This window comes from Leisingera sp. M527 (assembly GCF_025141525.1).
GTDB lineage: Bacteria > Pseudomonadota > Alphaproteobacteria > Rhodobacterales > Rhodobacteraceae > Leisingera.
In genome coordinates this window covers 37,487-57,071 of sequence record NZ_CP081038.1, presented here as the reverse complement: position 1 = coordinate 57,071, position 19,585 = coordinate 37,487, and the positions used below count along the sequence as shown (strand labels likewise).

The window sequence follows — 19,585 nt, the reverse complement described above, 5'->3', positions numbered from 1 at the left end:
GGTCCTGCCCCGGCGGCCGCTTGCGCAGCCGGGCAGCAGGAAAAAATGGATTAAACAAAATAACGCTGCAGAGCCACCTGCGGCGCGCGCTTTAAAACTCAAATCCTATCATAACCGGTTTTGCCTTTGATAAACGGTTTTGCTCTGCCGAAAAACCGCCGAACGGCGAAAAACCGCCGGTTTCTTCCTGCAATGGCCGCTGCTGTGCCACAATTGCCAGCCGGCCCCGGTCTGCCGCGCCGCCACGGCGCCCGAAGAGGCCAAGCAAGCAGCCAGGACGGGAATCACCTGCGCCGCGCACTACCCCCGGCGGAAAATATTGCCGATGGTCTGAAACACCAGGTCGAAATCATAACACATGCTCTGGTGGCGCTGGTAAATCAGGTCCAGCCGCGCCTTCATCGGCACGCAGGTCCGGGTATAGACCGCATCAGTGTCTTCAGCGCTGGTGCAGCGCGCCAGCAGCGCCGCCTCGTGGCGGTGATAGGTGATCGAGGCAAGGCCGGTGACGCCGGGGCGCGATTTCAGCACCTTGGCGTACAGCGCGGGGTTTGCCTCGACATACTGGCGCAAGGGCGGCCGCGGCCCGACAAAGGAAATATCCCCCCGCAGAATGTTCCACAGCTGCGGAAACTCATCCAGCCGTTTTGAGCGCAGCCAGGCGCCGGTCCGGGTGATGCGGGCCGATTTGTCGCCGCCCGAGACCCCGGTGTCCGTCTCCACCACCGTCATCGTCCGCAGCTTCCATAAGGCAAAGGGCTGCCCCGGGCCCTTCATCCGCTCGGCCACATAGAACAAGGGGCGCCCCTCCTTCCACAGCAGCCATCCCATCAAAAGCAGCAGGACAGGGCCCAGCAGCAGGATCAGCAGGCTGGCAAAGAAAAGGTCGAAGATCCGTTTGCGCCAGGTCATCGGCAGCTCTGCTCCTTGTTGATATTCGGCTCTGATCAGGTGAAATACGGCTCTAAGGCGGCCCATTCCGCCGCCATCTGCGCAGGCTCTGCCGGGGCCAGGGCAAAGGGCAGCAGCGCCTGCAGCCGGTTGGTGTCCAGGGCCACCTGCGCGATTGCAGCGGCCGGCGCGGGGCGGGTGCCAAAGGGCTTGCCCGCCGCCTGCAAAAGCGCCGCCATCTCCACCGCGCCGGGCTGCGCCAGATTCAGCACCGGGGGCAGTTCCCGCAGCACCAGCAGCGCCGCCAGCACCTGCGCCAGCGCCTGCACCCCGATATAGCTGCGCCGCGGGCTGCTGCCATCGGCAAAGCGGTCCAGGACAAACCCCTCCCGCCAGCCGCCAAGGATCGCGTCAAAGCCGGCGATATTGCCGATCCGCAAGGCGCAGACCGGCACCCCCAGCTCTGCCCCAAGCGCGGCGCAGCGCCGCTCCATCTCGGCCTTGGCCGCGCCATAGGCATTGGCGGGCTGCAGCGCCGCCGCCTCATCCAACAGACCGCCCTGAGCGCCGTAAACCGCCGCCGAAGAGGCCAAGAGCACCCGGCAGCCCGCCACAGCACCTGCCCGCACCGCCGCCTCGCCCAGGCGGATGTGGTCATCCATATCTGCGGTCCCCGCCGGTCCCCGCCCCGGGACCGGCCCCGCCAGGCACAGCAGCGCCTCCGCCCCCTTTGCCAGGCGCGCCAGCGCCTGCGGGTCCGCCAGCGGATCCAGGATGTGCCAATCGCTGCCCGCCCGCACAGGCCCGTCCTGCGGCTGCCGCGCCTGCAGGCGCAAATGCAGCCCTTTTGGCGGGGCCAGCTGCATCAGCTGCCCGATCCGCCCTGTTGCGCCCAGAACCACTGCGGCGGGAATCCCCATGCTTGGCTGCCTGTTCCTGTTGACCCTCTCAACCAGCCCAGTATCCTTTGGCCGGACAAAAATCAAAGCGGTTCCCCCGGGCATGGATCCCGGGCGGCACCCCGAGCGCTTCGAATGGCAGGCACCTCATGCTGAAACTTCTCCCCTGGCTGGCCGCTGCCGGCCTGATCCTTCTGCCCGCAGCCTGCAGCCGCCTGCCCGGCGGCGCCCCGGCCAGCGAGGAGATCCTGCGCGAATCGGGCGAGGCCGATGCCAATTTCGCGCTGTATCAGGTGAACCGCTCGCTGCTGCCCACGGTGGCGGCCTGGCCGTCGACCGGCAAGCAGGAACGGCTCAATTGGCTGCAGGGCCACCAGGGCGCCAAAACCCAGATCATCCAGCCCGGCGACCTGCTGTCCCTGAGCATCTGGGACAGCAACGACAATTCACTGCTGACCGCCGCCGAACAGAAGATGGTGCAGCTGCAGGGCATGAAAGTGGCCGCCAACGGCTCTATTTTCATGCCCTATGTGGGCGATGTGAACGTCAACGGGCTGACCCCGGATCTGGCGCGCAAGAAGCTGCAAGAGGCGCTGGAGCCGGTTGTGCCCTCCGCCCAGGTGCAGCTGGCGATGGCTGAGGGGCGCAACAATTCGGTCGATCTGGTCTCCGGCGTGGCCCAGCCCGGCACCTATCCGATGCCGGACCGCAACTACACGGTGATGGGGCTGATTTCCGCGGGCGGCGGCATCAGCGCCAGCCTCAACAACCCGCAGATCCGGCTGGTGCGCGGGCGGCAGATCTATGGCACCTCGGTCGACAATCTGCTGAACAACCCGCGCCTCGACACCCTGTTGCGCGGCGGCGACCGGGTGTTTGTCGAGGAGGATGAGCGCTATTTCCTCTCCTTCGGCGCCACCGGCGAGGAAGACCTGCACATCTTCACCAAGGACGAGATGTCGGCGATGGATGCAATGTCCGTCGCGGGCGGCTTCCAGGACAGCAAGGCCGACCCCAAGGGCCTGCTGATCCTGCGTGAATATTCCGCCGGCGCAATTGCCCCGGGCCAGCGCGGGCCGCGCCAGCAGCGGGTGGTGTTCAGCCTCGATCTCACCTCTGCCGACGGGCTGTTTTCGGCGCGCCAGTTCCGGGTCAACCCGGGCGATCTGGTGATGGCCACCGAATCGCCGATCAACGACGCGCTGACCATCTCCAATATCTTCGGCAACTTCTTCGGCGTCTTCAGCCGGGCCGGCAATATCTGATAATAGCTTTGGACCCGCCCGCTTGCGGCACACATGCCGCAAGCGGAAAAAGATCCGGGAAATCAATAAAACCCTTAACATTTTACCGTTACGTCAGGTAATGTTGCTCGAAATGAGCGTATTTCCGCCGGAACAGGTAATATGCCTTGCGGTAGAGCAGTTTTAACGGCGGATGCAAGACAGGAGACGCCCCATGCAGATGAGAACCCTGGCTTTCGGCCTGGCCTTAGGCTTGGGCCTGGCGGGCGCTGCCGCGGCCCTGGAAGCCGATCCGGTACAGCAGCACAATTCCAACGCAGTCTGGTTTGAGAATTGGACCGGGCTGAGCAACGCCACCCTGGTGGTGGTCGCCCCCAATGGCAAGCTCACCGAAATCCAAGCGGCCTCCGGCACCCCGGTCTATGAGCTGGAGCGCGGCGCGGTGCAGGACGGCACCTACCGTTTTGAGCTGAGCGCCGCCACCCAGGAGCGGGAAGAGATCGTCAACCCGATCGACAACGGCCGCAGCGAAACCGCCACGTCCAAGCCCAAATCCTTCACCATGACCGGGTCCTTCACCGTGTCGCGCGGGGCCATCATCACACCCGAAGCCGTCACCGAAGACTGACCCTTCCCATACTGCCGCGGACGGCACCGGCCGCCCTGATTTGAAAGAAAAGGAATTTGACATGAGCCGCAAACCCCAACGGTTCCTGGCCGCAGGCGTCGGCCTCTTTACCCTAGCCGCAGGTGCTGTGCAGGCAGACCAGGTGATCAACGACGATCTGATCGTGTCAAACAGCCTTTGCGTCGGCATCGACTGCTCCAATGGTGAGAGCTTCAGCTTCGACACCATCCGGATGAAGGAAAACAACGTCCGGATCAAGTTTCAGGACACCTCGAACTCGGCCAGTTTTCCCACCAACGACTGGCAGCTGACCGCAAACAGCTCGGACAACGGCGGCGGCAATTACTTCTCCATCGACGATGTCGACGGCAGCACGACCCCCTTCCTGGTGGAGGCCGGCGCGGGCAACCATGCGGTCTATGTCAAATCCGGCGGCTTTGTCGGCTTCGGCACCACGGCGCCGGCTGTTGACCTGCATGTGAAACAGGGCAACTCCCCGGCGCTGCGGCTGGAACAGGACACCTCTTCCGGCTTTGCCTCGCAGGTCTGGGATGTGGCCGGCAATGAGACCAATTTTTTCATCCGCGATGTGAGCAACGGCAGTGCACTACCGTTCAGGATCCGTCCCTCGGCGCCGGATAGCTCGATCTATGTTGATACCGATGGGGATATCGGCCTGGGCACCAATGCCCCGTCGGCAAACTTGCATGTCAGGACAACCTCTGCCGGCGGTGTGACGTCAGGATTCAATGCCAATGACACCGGGCATTTCCTGATAGAGAATGCCAATGGCACCACCGCCCTCCGGACCATGGCCGGCCTGAAGAACAACGGCGACGCTGCATTCAACTTCATCAACACCGCAACCAGCAAGACCTGGAAGCTCGCAACGATCAACAATGCCTTCACCATTCTGTCTCCGGACACGGCCGGCAATGAACTTTCGCTGTCCAACTCCGGGGATCTGACCATTCTGGGCAATTTCATCTCGGGCAGCACCACGCTGAACGTGCCCGATTATGTGTTTGAAGACAGCTATGAACTGCGCCCGCTCAACGAAGTCGCGGCCTTCATTGAAGAGAACGGGCATCTGCCGGAGGTGCCCTCTGCTGCGGAAATCAACCGCACCGGCTTGAACATGAGCACCATGCAAATGCTGCTGCTGCGCAAGGTGGAAGAACTGACCCTTTACACGCTGGAGCAAGAGCGGGTCATCGCGGAGCTGAGCAATCAGCTGAACACGCAGCCCGCATCACAAGTGGAATAACCGCATACGGCGCCGGGGCCCGCCCGGCGCCGGCTTTCATTCAGCTGGATGCAGCGGCACAGGCACGTTGTGCCAGAAACAGATCGACGATTGTCTGCCCCCATTCAATACTGCCATGCATCGTGTCCGCTTCATTGGCGTATTGCGCTGCCAGGCACGGGCCATCCATTGTCTGCGGCCGGTGATCCAAAAAAACTGCACCGGTCTTGCAGATCTCGCGGATCAGAATAGTTTCACCTGCAACCAGAATATCCCGCAAATGCGGCGCAACACGCTGCGGCGAACAGGTGAAATAAACCTCCCGGCCGTGATCCGCCAGCATCCGGTAAAATGCCAGCGCGGTACGGCGCGCCTCTAGCACCATATGCTCAAACACCTGCCGGGACATTGCCTGCCCCCAGTCCTGCACTCCTGTTGTGCTGCAATAGGCCTGGATTTCTCCGGCGAGCCGGTGCGAATTGAAGCCCAAAGTGCTCAGGACCGGCGACCGGCTGGCAAGAAGCGGCCGGAACAGCGGGCGCAGAGGACCGGTGTCGGGCAGAGTGAGTTCGAAGCTGCCGCCCTCAACTCGGTAAAACGGAGATTCTAAACGAGCCCCTGCACCAAGCGGTCCGCCGATCACACGCAAACCCGCCCGGCGCGCCGCCTGACCGATGGCGACGGTGTGTGAATCCCCGATCAGGAAGAGTTCTTCAGTCACGGTAGTAATCCAAAATCATCTCTTCACAGACCAGGCTGTCTCCTTCCGGGGAGCCTTCTGCAAGCTTCCGCAAAGCGGCGTTCTCCTCTGGCGCGCCAAAAGAATTGAGGAAATGCCGCATAACAAAAGCAACCCCTTCCGCCGCCACTGTGCGCTTGTTCGGTTCAAAAAACAGGCCGCCAAACGCCGGAGCAGTCAGCAGCTCGTAGGATGGGAAATAATCGACCCAATCATATGCGGCAGCCAAACTGCCGGCGGCAGCCCGCAACACCGCCTTGGTAAAGCCGTTGGCCGCCAGGGCATGGGCGCCGGGCGCAGCTGTTGCGGTCAATGGCACCGGAGAAACCGTCAGCAGGATGGACAGCTCCGGATTGACAGAGCGCAGCAGTGACAGCGCAGCCGCCATATCATCCTGCACGGCACCGGCATCCTGATTGATGAATTGATGCAGGTCCGCATCGAACGCCCCGGCCTGCGTGCCCGGGCACATCTGGTAAATCAGACCGCTTTGGGCATTCACCCAAGTTTCGGTTTGCCCCATCGTGAAAATGAAAACCTTCGCTTCTTTGACGGCCTGCCGCAAGGCGCGCAGCGTCCGCTCCCTGGCTTGCCAGACCTCTTCCGCACTGGCGAATCCGTCCGGTTCGGCAGCCGGGCGCACCGGGTCAAACCAGCGGCCATCCTGATGCCAGATTTCGCGGTCTTCGCCACGGCTCCCAAAAGCCCACTCCAGCCATTGCCGCAAAAGCGCCGCTGAATATATGTTTCCGGTCCGGCAGGAAAACACGCCGTAGCCAAACCGGCGGGCTGTGGCGGCTGACAGCATTGGAGGCGCTGGCTCCGCATCCAGCCAATTATACCCATGATCTGACAGCGCCCTGCTGACATGCTGGGCAAAACAGGAACCCGCCGTGATAATGCCGTCCTGCGGGCTGATCCGGAATTTGGCGCGGTGCAGGTCCTGCACTCCGAACAAGCCGGGCTGCGCGACGGCTGTTCGCCAGAAACTCCGCGGCGGCAGATTCTGATAGGGCGCGCCGGACCCGGCGCGGCGGCTGTTTCCGTCTGTCATCAGCGGGCTCCGGAAGTTGCAGGAAAGGGCGGAGGGTTCCGCTTCCTTCTAACCCTGCCAGGACCGCATGGCTACCCAAGTCTGGCAGCAGCATTCCTGGAATGCGCGGCAATGCAACTAAATCTGGCAAAACAGATTTCAGTCTGTAAAACACATTGCAAACAGATGGCCGCCTCCCCGAGCACGGCCGCATAATTTTGCCTGAATGAACCGCATAACCTTCAAAGGCTGGCAGGTGCAGAACCTAATACGCAATCCTCATCAGACACGCCTGATCCTGTCGCTGCTGATCCTCGGCACGCTGACCTATCTGTTCTGGACCGGTTCGCGCTATCCGGCCTTGAATGAAAAGCTGATGATGTCCGGCGCGATCCAGCTGGAGGATCCCTTGAGCTTTGAGGCGCATTTCCCGCTGACCGCAGCGATGGGCGCGCTGGAGCGGATTTTCTATACCACCCTGAACTGGCTGCACACCAACCGGCAGGGCATGACCTTCGGCATTCTGTTTGCGGCCGGCTTCATGACCCTCCTGGGCACTCTGCAGCAGCGCAGCTTCCGCGGCGGTTTTGCCAATGCGGCACTGGGGCTGGCGGTCGGGGCGCCTTTGGGGGTCTGCGCCAATTGCGCAGCACCGGTCGGGCGCGGGCTTTATGCGGCCGGGATGCGGGCCGAGACCGCGCTGGCCGCCATGGTCGCCTCGCCCTCGTTGAATGTCGTGGTGCTGTCGATGATGTTCAGCCTGCTGCCCGCCTATATGGCGCTGGCCAAGATCGGCATCAGCCTGCTGGTGATCCTGGGCGCGGTGCCGCTGATCTGCCGCTACACGCTGCCCCGGCAGGCCGCCGCCGCAGAGGTTCCGGCCCCGGCGCCCTGGTCTGCAGGCGAGCTGGCGGCGGGGGCTCCGCGCGAAAGCCTGGCGGCAGCGCTGGCTGCCGTGGCGCGCGCCTATGCCGCCAATCTGTGGCAGATCCTCCGTCTCACGGTGCCTTTGATGCTGGCCGCCGGGCTGTTGGGCGCCACCGTGGCGACGCTTTTGCCGCCGGATCTGATCACCGGGCTGGGCTTTGGCCTGACCGCGCTGGTGCTGATCACCCTGGCCGGGCTGTTCCTGCCGGTGCCGATGGCCTTTGACGCGGTGCTGACCGGGGCGCTGCTGGCCGCCGGGCTGCCGCATGGCTATGTGATGGCGCTGCTGGTGACCCTGGGCAGTTTCTCGGTCTATTCCTTTCTGATCATCCGTCAAAGCCTGGGGCTGCGCGCGGCCGGGCTGATGGCGGCGGCGCTGGCCGGGCTGGGTATCCTGGCCGGGGTTGCAGCCCAAGGCTATCATGGCTGGCAAAGCCGCCGGGCGCTGGAGCTGCTGCTGCAGAGCGAAGCCCCTGCCCCGGTTTCTGCGCCGGTCCAGGCCGCGCAGTGGGGCGCAGCCCAGGCGGCCACGCTGGACGGTGTGCCGCAGGCCATCAGCCCGGATGCGGCGCGGATCACCGTCACCGCCGTGCCCTTTGCGCCGCCCTCGCCGCCTGCAGAAACCGGCTTTACCCGGATGGAGGCCGCTGCCGCGGGCATTGATAAGCCGCTGGAATTCGGCATGCGCGACATGTGGCCGCCGTTCTGGGAGGGCCGCAGCCTGGCGGCGGGCGATATCGACAATGACGGCGACCTGGATCTGGCAATCGCCTCCACCGAGGCAGGCCTCTATCTCTATGAAAACAACGGCCAGGGGCGGTTTTCCCGGATCAAAGCTGACCTCGGGCCGCTGGCGCAGGCCCCCGTCTTCAACGCCGCCCTGGCCGATATCGACAATGACGGCTGGAGCGACCTGTTCCTGGCCAGCTACCTGCAGGGCAACTACTGGTGGCGCAATGTGCAGGGGCAGTTCGGCCCGGAACCGCCGCGCGCCGTGCAGAACCGCACCGATGCACCGCTGACCATGGCGATCAGCTTTGCCGATGCTGATGGCGACGGTACTTTGGATGCGGCCCTGGGCAATTGGGCAGCGGGCTGGTACCGGCGCATCCCCGGCGAGGAGGCGCGCAACCGGGTGCTGTGGAACCGGGACGGCCAGCTGACCGGCGGGATCTATACCGATCTGCCCGGCATTCCCGGCGAAACCCTGTCGATCCTGTTCAGCGATTTCGACGGCAATGGCACCCCGGATCTGATTGCCGGCAATGATTTCGACATCCCCGATTACTTCTACCGCGGCGACGGCGCCGGCGGGCTGACGATGCTGAGCCAGCCGGAAGGGCTGATCCCGCATACCACCACCACCACGATGGCGGTGAAGACCGCCGATCTGTTCAACACCGGCACGCCCGCGCTCTATCTGGCGCAGATCGCCGGGCGCTCCTCCGGGGTCTCGGACACCCTGAAGATGCAGCCGCTGGCGCAGTATTGCGATGCCATCGCCGATCCTGCGGCCAAGGCGCTCTGCGCACAGAACATGGCAATCAAATCCTGGTACAAAACCGGCAACAATTTCGATCCTGCCTATGCCGGGCGCTGCCAGGCAATGGCGGGGCAGGCCCAGGCCGATTGCAAGGCGATGCTGATCAAGGACCTGGCGATCCAGAAGCGCGACCCCTCGGTCTGCGCGCTGATCCCTGCCGCCCAGGCGATCCCGCGCGCCTATTGCGAGCTGCATTTCAAGCCGTCCCGCCGCCCCACGGCAGCGGAAATCGCTCTCACCCATCCGCAGATCCTGCGCTCCAACGTGCTGCTGGAATGGCAGGGGGCAGCCTTTGCCGATACCGCTGAGGCGCGCGGCCTGGATGTGGGCGGCTGGAGCTGGGATACCAAGATCGCCGATTTCGACCAGGACGGCTGGCTGGATGTCTATATCGTCAATGGCACCTGGGTGCCCAACGAGGTCTCTCCATCGAACCTGTTTTTCCATAACATTCCGGCGGCGGAAGGCGGGCGCCGCTTTGCCGAGGCCTCAGGCCTCTTCGGGCTGGAGGATTACCTGATGACGGCAGCAGCGGTGCAGTTCGACATGGATGGCGATGGCGACCTGGACCTGCTGACCCATCCGGTGAACGGGCCGCTGGCCCTGTTCCGCAACAACAGCCAGAATGCCGCCATTGCCTTTCAGCTGGAGGATCTGGCAGGCAACCGGGCGGCCATTGGCGCCCGCATCCGGCTGACCGCCGCGGACGGCAGCATTCAGACGCGGGAATTGCAGCTGGGCGGCGGCTTCATGAGCTTTGACGCGCCGCGGGCGCATTTCGGCCTGGGCCAGGCGGCCAGTGCCGCGGGCGCCCGCATCCGCTGGCCGGACGGAACGGAAACGGAACTGGCAGGGCCGCTGGCAGCAGGTCATCTGTACCGGATCCGCCGGCAGTAGCCCCGCCACCCCGCGCCTCAACCCTGAGGTGATCAAGGGCGGCACGCCAGAAGTGTGCAGATCTGCTACAGTCTCCGGAACTTTGGCTTTTTTTTCGATGCCAAGTTGTGGCGGTTTTCCGCCTGCCCTACCGTAAACCACGGCTTTCCGGTCTGGCAGCAGCCAGGGTTCGGGCCGGCATACCGGGCACATATACTTTAGGACTTTTCATGATCAGCTTGCTGCACCGTTTTTCACGTCTGTTTATTGCTGTCCTGCTTTTTGCCGCCCCCGGTGCCGCCCTGGCCCAGGCCACCTTCAGCGCGCAGTTTTCCCCGGATTCGATATCCTCGGGCAATAATTCAACGCTGACCTTCACCATCACCGAAACCTCCGCCAGCCCTGCAAGCAGCCTCGCTTTCAGCGGCACCCTGCCCACAGGGGTAACCATTGCCAGCGGCAGCCAAAGCAACAGCTGCGACGGCACATTCACCGCCACCGCCGGGAGCAGCAGCCTGTCGCTCAGCGACGGGCGGCTTGGCGCCAGCCAAAGCTGCACGGTCTCGCTGCCCGTCACCTCAAGCACCCCGGGCACCCATAGCTTTACCTCGGGGGATCTCACCTCATCCCAGGGCAACAGCGGCACCGCTGCCGATGATCTGACCGTCTCCGCCGCCAGCGGCACCGGCTACTCCAAATCCTTCAGCTCCGCCGCAGTGGATCCCGGCAGCACCTCGACGCTGACCTACACATTTGATGTCACCGTCGCGTCCAGCCCCGGGTTTGCCGATTACCGGGATCCCGCGTTCTCTGAGACGCTGCCTGCAGGGCTGAGCTTCCCCTCGCCGGCCACCGCCAGCAGCTCCTGCGGCGGCACCCTGACAGTGGACCGGGACGCAGGCACCCTGGATTTTGACGGCCCGACACTGACCACGGCCGGCACCACCAGCTGCACCATCACCGCCCTGATCCAGGCGGACACGCCGGGCAGCTACAGCCTGGAAAACGACCTCATCGTCCGCAACCCCTTCTTCGGCACCATTTCCCAGGACACCGCCACCGCCGGGCTGACCGTCAACAGCCTGCCCGCAGACAGCCTCGGCCTGGTCAAGGTCTTTGATGTAATCCAGGCCAATGCCGGCAGCAGCGCCAACCTGGAGTTCACCCTCAGCAATACCAGCCGCAGCAGCAGCGCCGCCAATCTGGCCTTCAGCGATGACCTTGGCGCCTTCCTGTCCGGCACCACTTTCAGCAGCCTCACCAGCAACAGCTGCGGCGGCAGTGTCAGCGGCGTGGGCAGCAGCACATTGAGCTTCTCCGGCGGCAGCCTGGCGGCTGAGGCCAGCTGCACCATCTCGGCCGAGATTGCCCTGGCCGCAGGCGCCGCCGATGGCACCTATACCAATACCACCAGCGCCCTGACCGGCGATCTCGGCGGCAGTTCTGTGACCGGCAGCACCGCCAGCACCACGCTCCGGGTGTTCGGCGCGGGCTCCCAGCCGCCATCGCTCAGCAAGGCCTTCACCGACAATCCGGTGGCCCCCGGCTCCACCGGCACGCTGCGCTATACCATCACCAACCCGAACGCGGCCGCAAGCACCACGGATATTGCCTTCACCGATGTGATCAGCGATATCACCAGCGCCAATGACGTCACCATCAGCACCCTGCCGGCAGCAAACAGCTGCGGGACGGGCAGCACTTTCACCCAGACCGTTCCCGATACTGACGTCTTTGTCTTCAGCATGAGCGGCGGCAGCCTGGCCGCAGGGGCCAGCTGCAGCTTTGACCTGGTACTCGCCGCCGCCGCAGATACCCCGCCCGGCGACTATTCTTTCACCACCAGTGATCTGAGCGCCACCGTGAACGGCAACGCAGCCAGCACCAGCGGCGCCAGCGCCACGCTGACGGTTGCAGGCGGCGCCAATCTCTCTTTTGTCACGGAATTCACCGAGGATATTGCCGGGGCGGGCAGCGACACAGAGCTGACCTTTACCCTCAGCAGTGCCGCGGAATCGGTCAGCACCGCCACCGCCCTCGCCTTTACCGATGACCTCGGCGCCTTTCTGTCCGGCACTGTCTTCAGCAGCCTCACCAGCGACAGCTGCGGCGGCAGCCTGACCGGCAGCTCTACTCTCAGCTATTCCGGCGGCACGCTGGACCCCGGCGAAAGCTGCCGGATCGTCATGGACATCAGCCTCCCCGCAGGCGCCGCAAACGGCACCTATACCAACACCACCAGCGCGCTCAGCGCCACCGCCGGCGGCCAGGCCACCACCGCCAGCGCCGCCAGCGACAGCCTGCAGGTGATCACCGCGCAGCCGCTGCAGACCTCCAAAAGCTTTGCCCCTGCCAGCGCCCTGCCCGGCGAAACCATCACCCTGACCTACACGCTGACCAACCCGGACAGCAGCGCCGGTTACACCGGCGGCTTTTTCACCGATAATTACAGCACCGCGCTGAGCAGCCTGGCCGCGGTCAATGCCCCGTCTGCAATCTTCACCAATTGCGGCGGCGCGCCCGCAGCCAGCGGCACCACAACCGGCATTTTCACCAGCCTTGAGATCGCCGCAGGCACCAGCTGCACCATCGCGGTGGATCTGCTGGTCCCGGCCGGCGCCGCGGACGGCAGCTACAACTCGCTCAGCTCCAGCGTGACTGCCACAGTGAACAGCGCCTCTGTGACCTTGCCAGCGATGCAGGCAAACCTGGAGGTGGATTCCGCACAGCTCCTCCTCAGCAAATCCTACACCGATGATCCGGTGGCGCCGGGCGGCACGGTGACAGCACAATACACCCTCAGCAACCTGAGCAGCAGCGCCGCCACCGCAATTGCCTTCACCGATGACCTGGATGCGGTGCTCAGCGGGCTGGCCTCCAGCTCCGGCACGCTGAGCAATTCCTGCGGCGCAGGCTCCTCCGTCTCCGGCACGTCGACGCTCAGCCTGACCGGCGCCAGCCTGGCGGCCGGCGGCAGCTGTACCTTCAGCGTCTCTCTCAGCGTGCCTGGCGGGGCCGCCACATCCGCTTACAGCGGCTCCACCAGTGCGGTGAGCGGCACTATCTCCGGGCTGGCCGCCACCGGCCCGGCCGCCAGCGCCACGCTCAGCGTCAGCGCCTTCTCCCTGCCCGGCTTCAGCAAATCCTTTGCGGATCCTGCCCTGGCGGCAGGCGGCAGCACCACGCTGACTTATGTGATTACCAATACCGACAGCAGCAGCACCCTGACCGGGCTGCGGTTCTCCGACGATCTGGATACAGCCCTCAGCGGGCTGGCCGTGACCGGCGGCACCGGCAGCAACCTGTGCGGCAGCGGCTCCAGCGTGACCGGCAGCAGCACGGTATCGCTCACCGCCGGCACCCTGGCCCCGGGGGAAAGCTGCAGCATTCCGCTGACTGTAACGGTGCCATCCTCCGCCGCTGCCGGCAGCTACAGCAGCAGTTCCGGCACGCTGACAGAGAATGGCAGCTTTGCCGCCGCCGCTGCCGCCGCCGCTTTCACGGTTGAACCTGCCCCCGGTTTCACCAAGGCCTTTGGCAACGCATCAATTGCACAGGACGGCAGCACCACGCTGACACTGACGGTGGACAACAGCGCCTCGGCGATTGCCGCCTCGGCGCTGGATGTAACCGACAACCTGCCTGCGGGACTGGTTCTTGCCTCACCGTCCAATGCGGCCGCGACCTGTACCGGCGGCACCCTCACCGCAACCGCTGGCGCCGCCACCCTGAACTACACCGGCGGCACGGCTGCCGCCGGCGCCAGCTGCACAATCACCGCAGACGTGACCAGCAGCACGGCCGGCAGCTACAGCAATACCACCGGCGATCTCACCTCTTCTTCCGGCAATTCCGGCACCGCCTCGGCCAGCCTGAATGTGATCGATCTGACCGTGAACACCCCCTTCACCGCGGATAACATTCTCGCCGCCGCCGAGGCCGCCGCCGTGACCGTCTCCGGCAGCAGCACGCAGATCGAAGACGGCCGGACCGTCACCGTGACCGTCACCGACAGCGCCGCAGCCCAGGTCAGCGGCTCCGCCAGCATATCCGGCAATGCCTGGAGCCTGATCCTGGATCTGTCCGGGCTTGCCGAAGGGGCGCTGACCCTGACGGCGGATGCCTCGGATGCGGCCGGCACTGCGGCCAATCAGGTCAGCGAAAACCTCACCAAAAACGCCGAAGCGCCAGCAGGCTACAGCGCCGCCTTTGACCAGGACCCGGTAACTGCCGCCAATCAAAGCGCCGCCGGTTTCACCTTTGCCGGTGCTGAAATTGGCAGCAGCTACGCCTATACCATCAGCTCGGACGGCGGCGGCAGCGATGTCACCGGCAGCGGCACCATCGCCACTGCCACCGATCAGATCGCCGGGCTGGACCTCTCCGGGCTTGGCGACGGCACTCTGACGCTCTCGGTGGTGCTCACTGACACGGTCGGCAATGCCGGGACCGCGGAGACCGCCACCGCGGCCAAGGATACCAGCGCACCAGCTGGCTACAGCGCCGCCTTTGACCAGGATCCGGTAACTGCCGCCAATCAAAGCGCCGCCGGCTTCACCTTTGCCGGTGCCGAAACCGGCACCAGCTACGCCTATACCATCAGCTCGGACGGCGGCGGCAGCGACGTGACCGGCAGCGGCACCATCACCACTGCCACCGACCAGATCGCCGGGCTGGATCTCTCCGGCCTCGGCGACGGCACTTTGACGCTCTCGGTGGTGCTCACCGATGCGGCCGGCAATGCCGGCGCCGCTGAGACCGCCACCGCGGCCAAGGATGCCAGCGCACCCTCGGGCTACAGTGCCGCCTTTGACCAGGATCCGGTGACCGCCGCCAATCAAAACGCCGCCGGCTTCACCTTTGCCGGCGCGCAGACCGGCACCAGCTACGCCTATACCATCAGCTCGGACGGCGGCGGCAGCGACGTGACCGGCAGCGGCACCATCGCCACTGCCACTGATCAGATCGCCGGGCTGGACCTCTCCGGCCTGGGCGACGGCACTCTGACGCTTTCGGTCGTGCTCACCGATGCGGCCGGCAATGCCGGCGCCGCTGAGACCAGCACGGCGGCCAAGGATGCCAGCGCACCCTCGGGCTACAGCGCCGCCTTTGATCAGAGCGCGGTGAATGCCGCCAATCAAAGCGCCGCCGGCTTCACCTTTGCCGGCGCGCAGACCGGCAGCAGCTACGCCTATACCATCAGCTCGGACGGCGGCGGCAGCGATGTCACCGGCAGCGGCACCATCGCCACTGCCACCGATCAGATCGCCGGGCTGGACCTCTCCGGCCTCGGCGACGGCACTCTGACGCTCACGGTGGTGCTCACCGATGCGGCCGGCAATGCAGGCGCCGCTGAGACCGATACAGTTGCCAAGGGCAGCGCCATTCCCAGCCTCTCCTTCAACAGCCCGCAGCTGGAGGATGACATGGTCAGCGCCGCCGAGGCGTCTGCCGTTGCCCTGTCCGGCAGCAGCACGCTGATCGAAGACGGCCAAACCGTCACCGTGACCGTCACCGACAGCGCCGCGGCCCAGGTCAGCGGCACCGCCGGCATATCGGGCAATACCTGGAGCCTGACCCTGGATCTGTCCGGGCTGGCTGAAGGGGCGCTGACCCTGACGGCGGATGCCTCTGACACGCTTGGCAATGCGGCGCCTCAGGCCACAGCCTCAGCAGATAAGGACACCGAAGCGCCGTCAGGCTACACCGTAGGCTTTGACCAAAGCGCGGTGACCGCCGCCAATCAAGGCGCCGTCAGCTTCACCTTTGCCGACGCGGAGACCGGCACCAGCTACGCCTATACCATCAGTTCGGACGGCGGCGGCAGCGATGTCACCGGCAGCGGCACCATCATCAGCGCAACGGATCAGATCACCGGGCTGGACCTCTCCGGCCTCAGCGACGGCACTCTGACGCTCACGGTGGTGCTCACCGATGCGGCCGGCAATGCGGGCGCGGCTGAGACCGCCACCGCAGCCAAGGATACCGCCACGCCAGCAGGCTACAGCGTCAGCTTTGATCAGGATCCGGTAACTGCCGCCAATCAAAGCGCCGCCGGCTTCAGCTTTGCCGGTGCCGAAACCGGCAGCAGCTACGCCTATACCATCAGCTCGGACGGCGGCGGCAGCGATGTCACCGGCAGCGGCACCATCGCCACTGCCACCGACCAGATCGCCGGGCTGGACCTTTCCGGCCTCGGCGACGGCACTTTGACCCTGTCGGTGGTGCTCACCGATGCGGCCGGCAATGCCGGCGCCGCTGAGACCGCCACCGCGGCCAAGGACGCAAACGCGCCGTCAGGCTACAGCGTCAGCTTTGACCAGAGCGCGGTGAATGCCGCCAATCAAAACGCCGCCGGCTTCACCTTTGCCGGTGCTGAAACCGGCACCAGCTATGCCTATACCATCAGTTCGGACGGCGGCGGCAGCGATGTCACCGGCAGCGGCACCATCACCACTGCCACCGACCAGATCGCCGGGCTGGACCTCTCTGGCCTCGGCGACGGCACTTTGACGCTTTCCGTGGTGCTCACCGATGCGGCCGGCAATGCCGGCGCCGCTGAGACCAGCACGGCGGCCAAGGATACCAGCGCACCAGCAGGCTACAGCGTCAGCTTTGACCAGAGCGCAGTAAATGCCGCCAATGAGAGCGCCGTCAGCTTTACCTTTGCCGGTGCTGAAACCGGCACCAGCTATGCCTATACCATCAGCTCGGACGGCGGCGGCAGCGATGTCACCGGCAGCGGCACCATCGCCACTGCCACCGATCAGATCGCCGGGCTGGACCTCTCCGATCTCACCGATGGCACTTTGACGCTCTCGGTCATGCTCACCGATGCGGCCGGCAATACAGGCGCCGCCACCGCCGCCGCAGAGAAAGAGGCCAGCCTGCCCACCGCCGCACTCAGCGGGCCGGACACCGCACAAAGCGACCCGTTTGAGGTGACGCTGCAATTCAGCGAAGCGGTCACCGGCCTGAGCCTGGACGGGCTGGAGGTCACCGGCGGCAGCGCCTCGGATCTGACCGGCAGCGATGCCAGCTACAGCGTCACCGTGACCCCGGATCACGACGGCCCCCTCACCATCCAGCTGAGCGCGGATGCGGCGCAGGACCTGGCAGGCAATGGCAATGAGGCCTCGGACATCCTGGAAGCCACCGCCGAGCTGACCGGCACCCCGAACCCGGTGCCGCCTGCCGACCTGGATGGCGACGGCATTCCCGACAGCTTTGAAAGCGCCACCGCGGACCGCGACGGCGACGGCATCCCCGATGCCCAGGATTACGATCCCCAGGGCTATTTCTACTGCGAGGATGACGGCCGGATCCTGACCGGCGGCGGCCTCACCGTGACCGGCCCCTCAGGCTCCAACAGCAGCCTCGGCATCGCCAATGACATCAACATCGTGCGCGATGGCACCACCGGTGAATACCAGTGGTTCGCCCAGCGGCCCGGCACCTATACGGTTGCTTACAGCTACCCGGCCGGCGGCGCAGCCAGCACCGCGCGGCTCAGCTCCGGCAGCCTGGATGTGACCTCGCTGCTGCCCGCCAACCCGGCGGTTCTGGGCTCCACCCAGGTGGGATCCACCGGCGTCCTGGCGGATGCCTCGCTCAGCGCCAACCCGGTATTCTACGATACCTTTGTGATCGAGGCCGGCGACCCGAACGTGCTGGCCAACAACATCCCGATGACCCAATGCGCGGCAAATGCGGTCACCGTCAGCGCGTCCGATGACGGCGCCGAGGCCAACGGCGGCGTCCCGGACGATGCAGGCTTCACCATCTCGCTGGAGCGCGCCTCAACCGTGGATACGGTGCTCAGCTACAGCCTCAGCGGCACCGCCACTGCTGGTGCCGACTATACCGCACCCTCGGGTTCGGTGACGATCCCGGCCGGTGACACCAGTGCAGAGGTCACCGTGACGGTGCTGGAGGACCAGCTGATCGAGGGCAGCGAAACCCTGATCCTGACCCTGACGGCGGTAACCTCGGGCGATGGTGCCGCCAGCCTCAGCACCACTGCGGCAGAGCTGACCGGCACCGCCAGCCTGGCGGACGATGACTTTGCCATCGTCGCGGTCACCAATGACGATCTCACCGCCTCGGAAAACGGCGAAGACACCGCGGCAATGTCCTTCCGGCTGCTGGGCCAGCCCGGCCAGGATGTGCAGCTTGCCTTCAGCGGCGACAGCCAATGCACCGTCTCTCCCGCCTCGATGAGCTTCAGCGCCGCCAGCTTTGCCACTGCCCAGGTGCTGACCATCAGCGCCATCGACGACGAGGACGTGGAAGGCGCCCACAGCTGCCAGCCCGCAGTCACCGTCAGTTCAGCAGATACCCGCTATGACGGTTTTGCTCTGACCCTGGCGCAGGTGCAGGTCAGCGACGACCTGGTCGACCAGATCCGCGATCAGCTGACCGCGGTGCTGAAGAAAGACCTGGAAGAAACCATCAAGACCCAGCAGCGCTATTTCAGCCGGATCGCCAAAGGCGCGCTGGAGCGGCTGCAGGCCGGCCAGGAGGGGCTGCGCTGCGGCACCGTCGCCGCCTTTGACGTGGATGGCAGCCTGCAGGTCCAGGGCGGCACCGGCAACAGCGCCGGCAGTTTCGGCTGGGATGTCTACAATTGCGGCAGCGGCCGCCGCGAGATCCTGGATGGCGCCTTCACCCTCAGCCGCACCGATGGGCTGGGCACCCAGGCCATGCTGCAATTCTCCCGCCAAAGCGAACGGTTCCTGCCCGGGCAGGAACTGCGCGGCAAGTTCTGGGGCGGCTATGTCAGCCGCACCAGCGCCGATGGCACAGCGGATGGCTCCATCACCGGTTTTGGCGCCAATACCGGGATCTATGGCGCCCGGGCGCTGAACGAGGGGCTGTTCCTGGACTACTATGCCGCCGCCGCGCTCGGCCATCACCGCTACCGGCTGCGCTTTGAAACGGCCACCGACCCGATCCATGCCCGCGGCGGCTATACCTATGCGGCCGGTTTTGCCGGCGCGGCGCTGTCGGGGCGGCACCAGCTTGAAAACATGCTGATCAGCCCGCGGCTGGGCGCCGATCTGGCCTTTGCCGAGGCCGATGACGCCAGCGTCACCGCCACCCAGCTGGCGCAGCGCGATACCGGGCGGATCGACATCCCCGGCTATAACGGCGGCCGCATCTTTGCCGAGGTCGAGTTTGCCAGCCTTACCCGGGCCGAAGACAGCAACCCGGCCGCCGGCCTGGCCGCCCGGCTGTCCTTTGCGCCGCGGCTGGCCTGCGAAAGCTCATCTTATGACGGCACCACCGGCTGCGGCGCAGGCTTTGTCTTTGCCCGCGATGTCTATGACCCCTCCACCGGCCTGCGCTTCGGTTTCGAGATCGATTACGAGCATATCGACGGCACCGACCGGCTGGCGCTGGATCTGCACCGCGAGCGGCCCTTTGCCCGTGGCCAGGGCGCGGTGGTGACCCGGATCACCGCCCCGGATGCGGAGAGCCTGAAGATCGAACACGGCATCCGGCTCGATTTCTGAGCCGGGCGCCCGCAGCGGGCAACAGAACACGGACAAAAAAACAG

9 protein-coding genes are annotated in these 19,585 nt (G+C 65.2%); 5 read left to right on the top strand and 4 right to left on the bottom strand.

Going from position 1 to position 19,585, the window contains the following annotated elements:
• Nucleotides 1–300: 300 nt before the first annotated feature.
• Nucleotides 301–912: a sugar transferase gene (locus tag K3555_RS21415; RefSeq protein ID WP_129373314.1), complete on the bottom strand. Its 612-nt coding sequence runs from the start codon at nucleotides 910–912 to the stop codon at nucleotides 301–303.
• A 35-nt stretch (nucleotides 913–947) separates the two neighbouring features.
• Nucleotides 948–1,811 (bottom strand): NAD(P)-dependent oxidoreductase, encoded by an 864-nt coding sequence (locus tag K3555_RS21410; RefSeq protein WP_260008699.1) that lies wholly within the window; start codon nucleotides 1,809–1,811, stop codon nucleotides 948–950.
• 128 nt (nucleotides 1,812–1,939) lie between these two features.
• Here K3555_RS21410 and K3555_RS21405 point away from each other — a divergent pair, with 128 nt between their 5' ends.
• From K3555_RS21405 to K3555_RS21395, 3 genes are all read left to right on the top strand, one after another.
• Entirely contained in the window at nucleotides 1,940–3,055 is a 1,116-nt protein-coding gene (locus K3555_RS21405) for a polysaccharide biosynthesis/export family protein (RefSeq protein WP_260008697.1), read from the top strand.
• Nucleotides 3,056–3,248: 193 nt separating this feature from the next.
• Nucleotides 3,249–3,662: a hypothetical protein gene (locus K3555_RS21400; protein WP_260008696.1), complete on the top strand. Its 414-nt coding sequence runs from the start codon at nucleotides 3,249–3,251 to the stop codon at nucleotides 3,660–3,662.
• 61 nt (nucleotides 3,663–3,723) lie between these two features.
• Nucleotides 3,724–4,929, top strand: coding sequence for a hypothetical protein (locus K3555_RS21395; protein ID WP_260008695.1), 1,206 nt, complete (start codon nucleotides 3,724–3,726; stop codon nucleotides 4,927–4,929).
• A gap of 40 nt (nucleotides 4,930–4,969) precedes the next feature.
• Here K3555_RS21395 and K3555_RS21390 read toward each other — a convergent pair whose 3' ends face one another.
• Both K3555_RS21390 and K3555_RS21385 read right to left on the bottom strand, forming a co-directional pair.
• Nucleotides 4,970–5,629 carry a hypothetical protein gene (locus K3555_RS21390; protein WP_260008693.1) on the bottom strand — a complete coding sequence of 220 codons (660 nt, stop codon included), beginning with the start codon at nucleotides 5,627–5,629 and terminating at the stop codon, nucleotides 4,970–4,972.
• A complete protein-coding gene (locus K3555_RS21385) occupies nucleotides 5,622–6,701 on the bottom strand; it encodes a GSCFA domain-containing protein (protein WP_260008691.1) in 1,080 nt (359 codons plus the stop codon). The genes K3555_RS21390 and K3555_RS21385 overlap by 8 nt, the downstream gene beginning before the upstream one ends.
• A gap of 205 nt (nucleotides 6,702–6,906) precedes the next feature.
• Between K3555_RS21385 and K3555_RS21380 the strand changes: the two genes are divergently transcribed.
• Together K3555_RS21380 and K3555_RS21375 are read left to right on the top strand one after the other, a co-directional pair.
• A complete protein-coding gene (locus K3555_RS21380) occupies nucleotides 6,907–10,047 on the top strand; it encodes an FG-GAP-like repeat-containing protein (protein WP_260008690.1) in 3,141 nt (1,046 codons plus the stop codon).
• Nucleotides 10,048–10,256: 209 nt separating this feature from the next.
• Nucleotides 10,257–19,541 (top strand): Ig-like domain-containing protein, encoded by a 9,285-nt coding sequence (locus K3555_RS21375; protein WP_260008689.1) that lies wholly within the window; start codon nucleotides 10,257–10,259, stop codon nucleotides 19,539–19,541.
• Nucleotides 19,542–19,585: the final 44 nt, after the last annotated feature.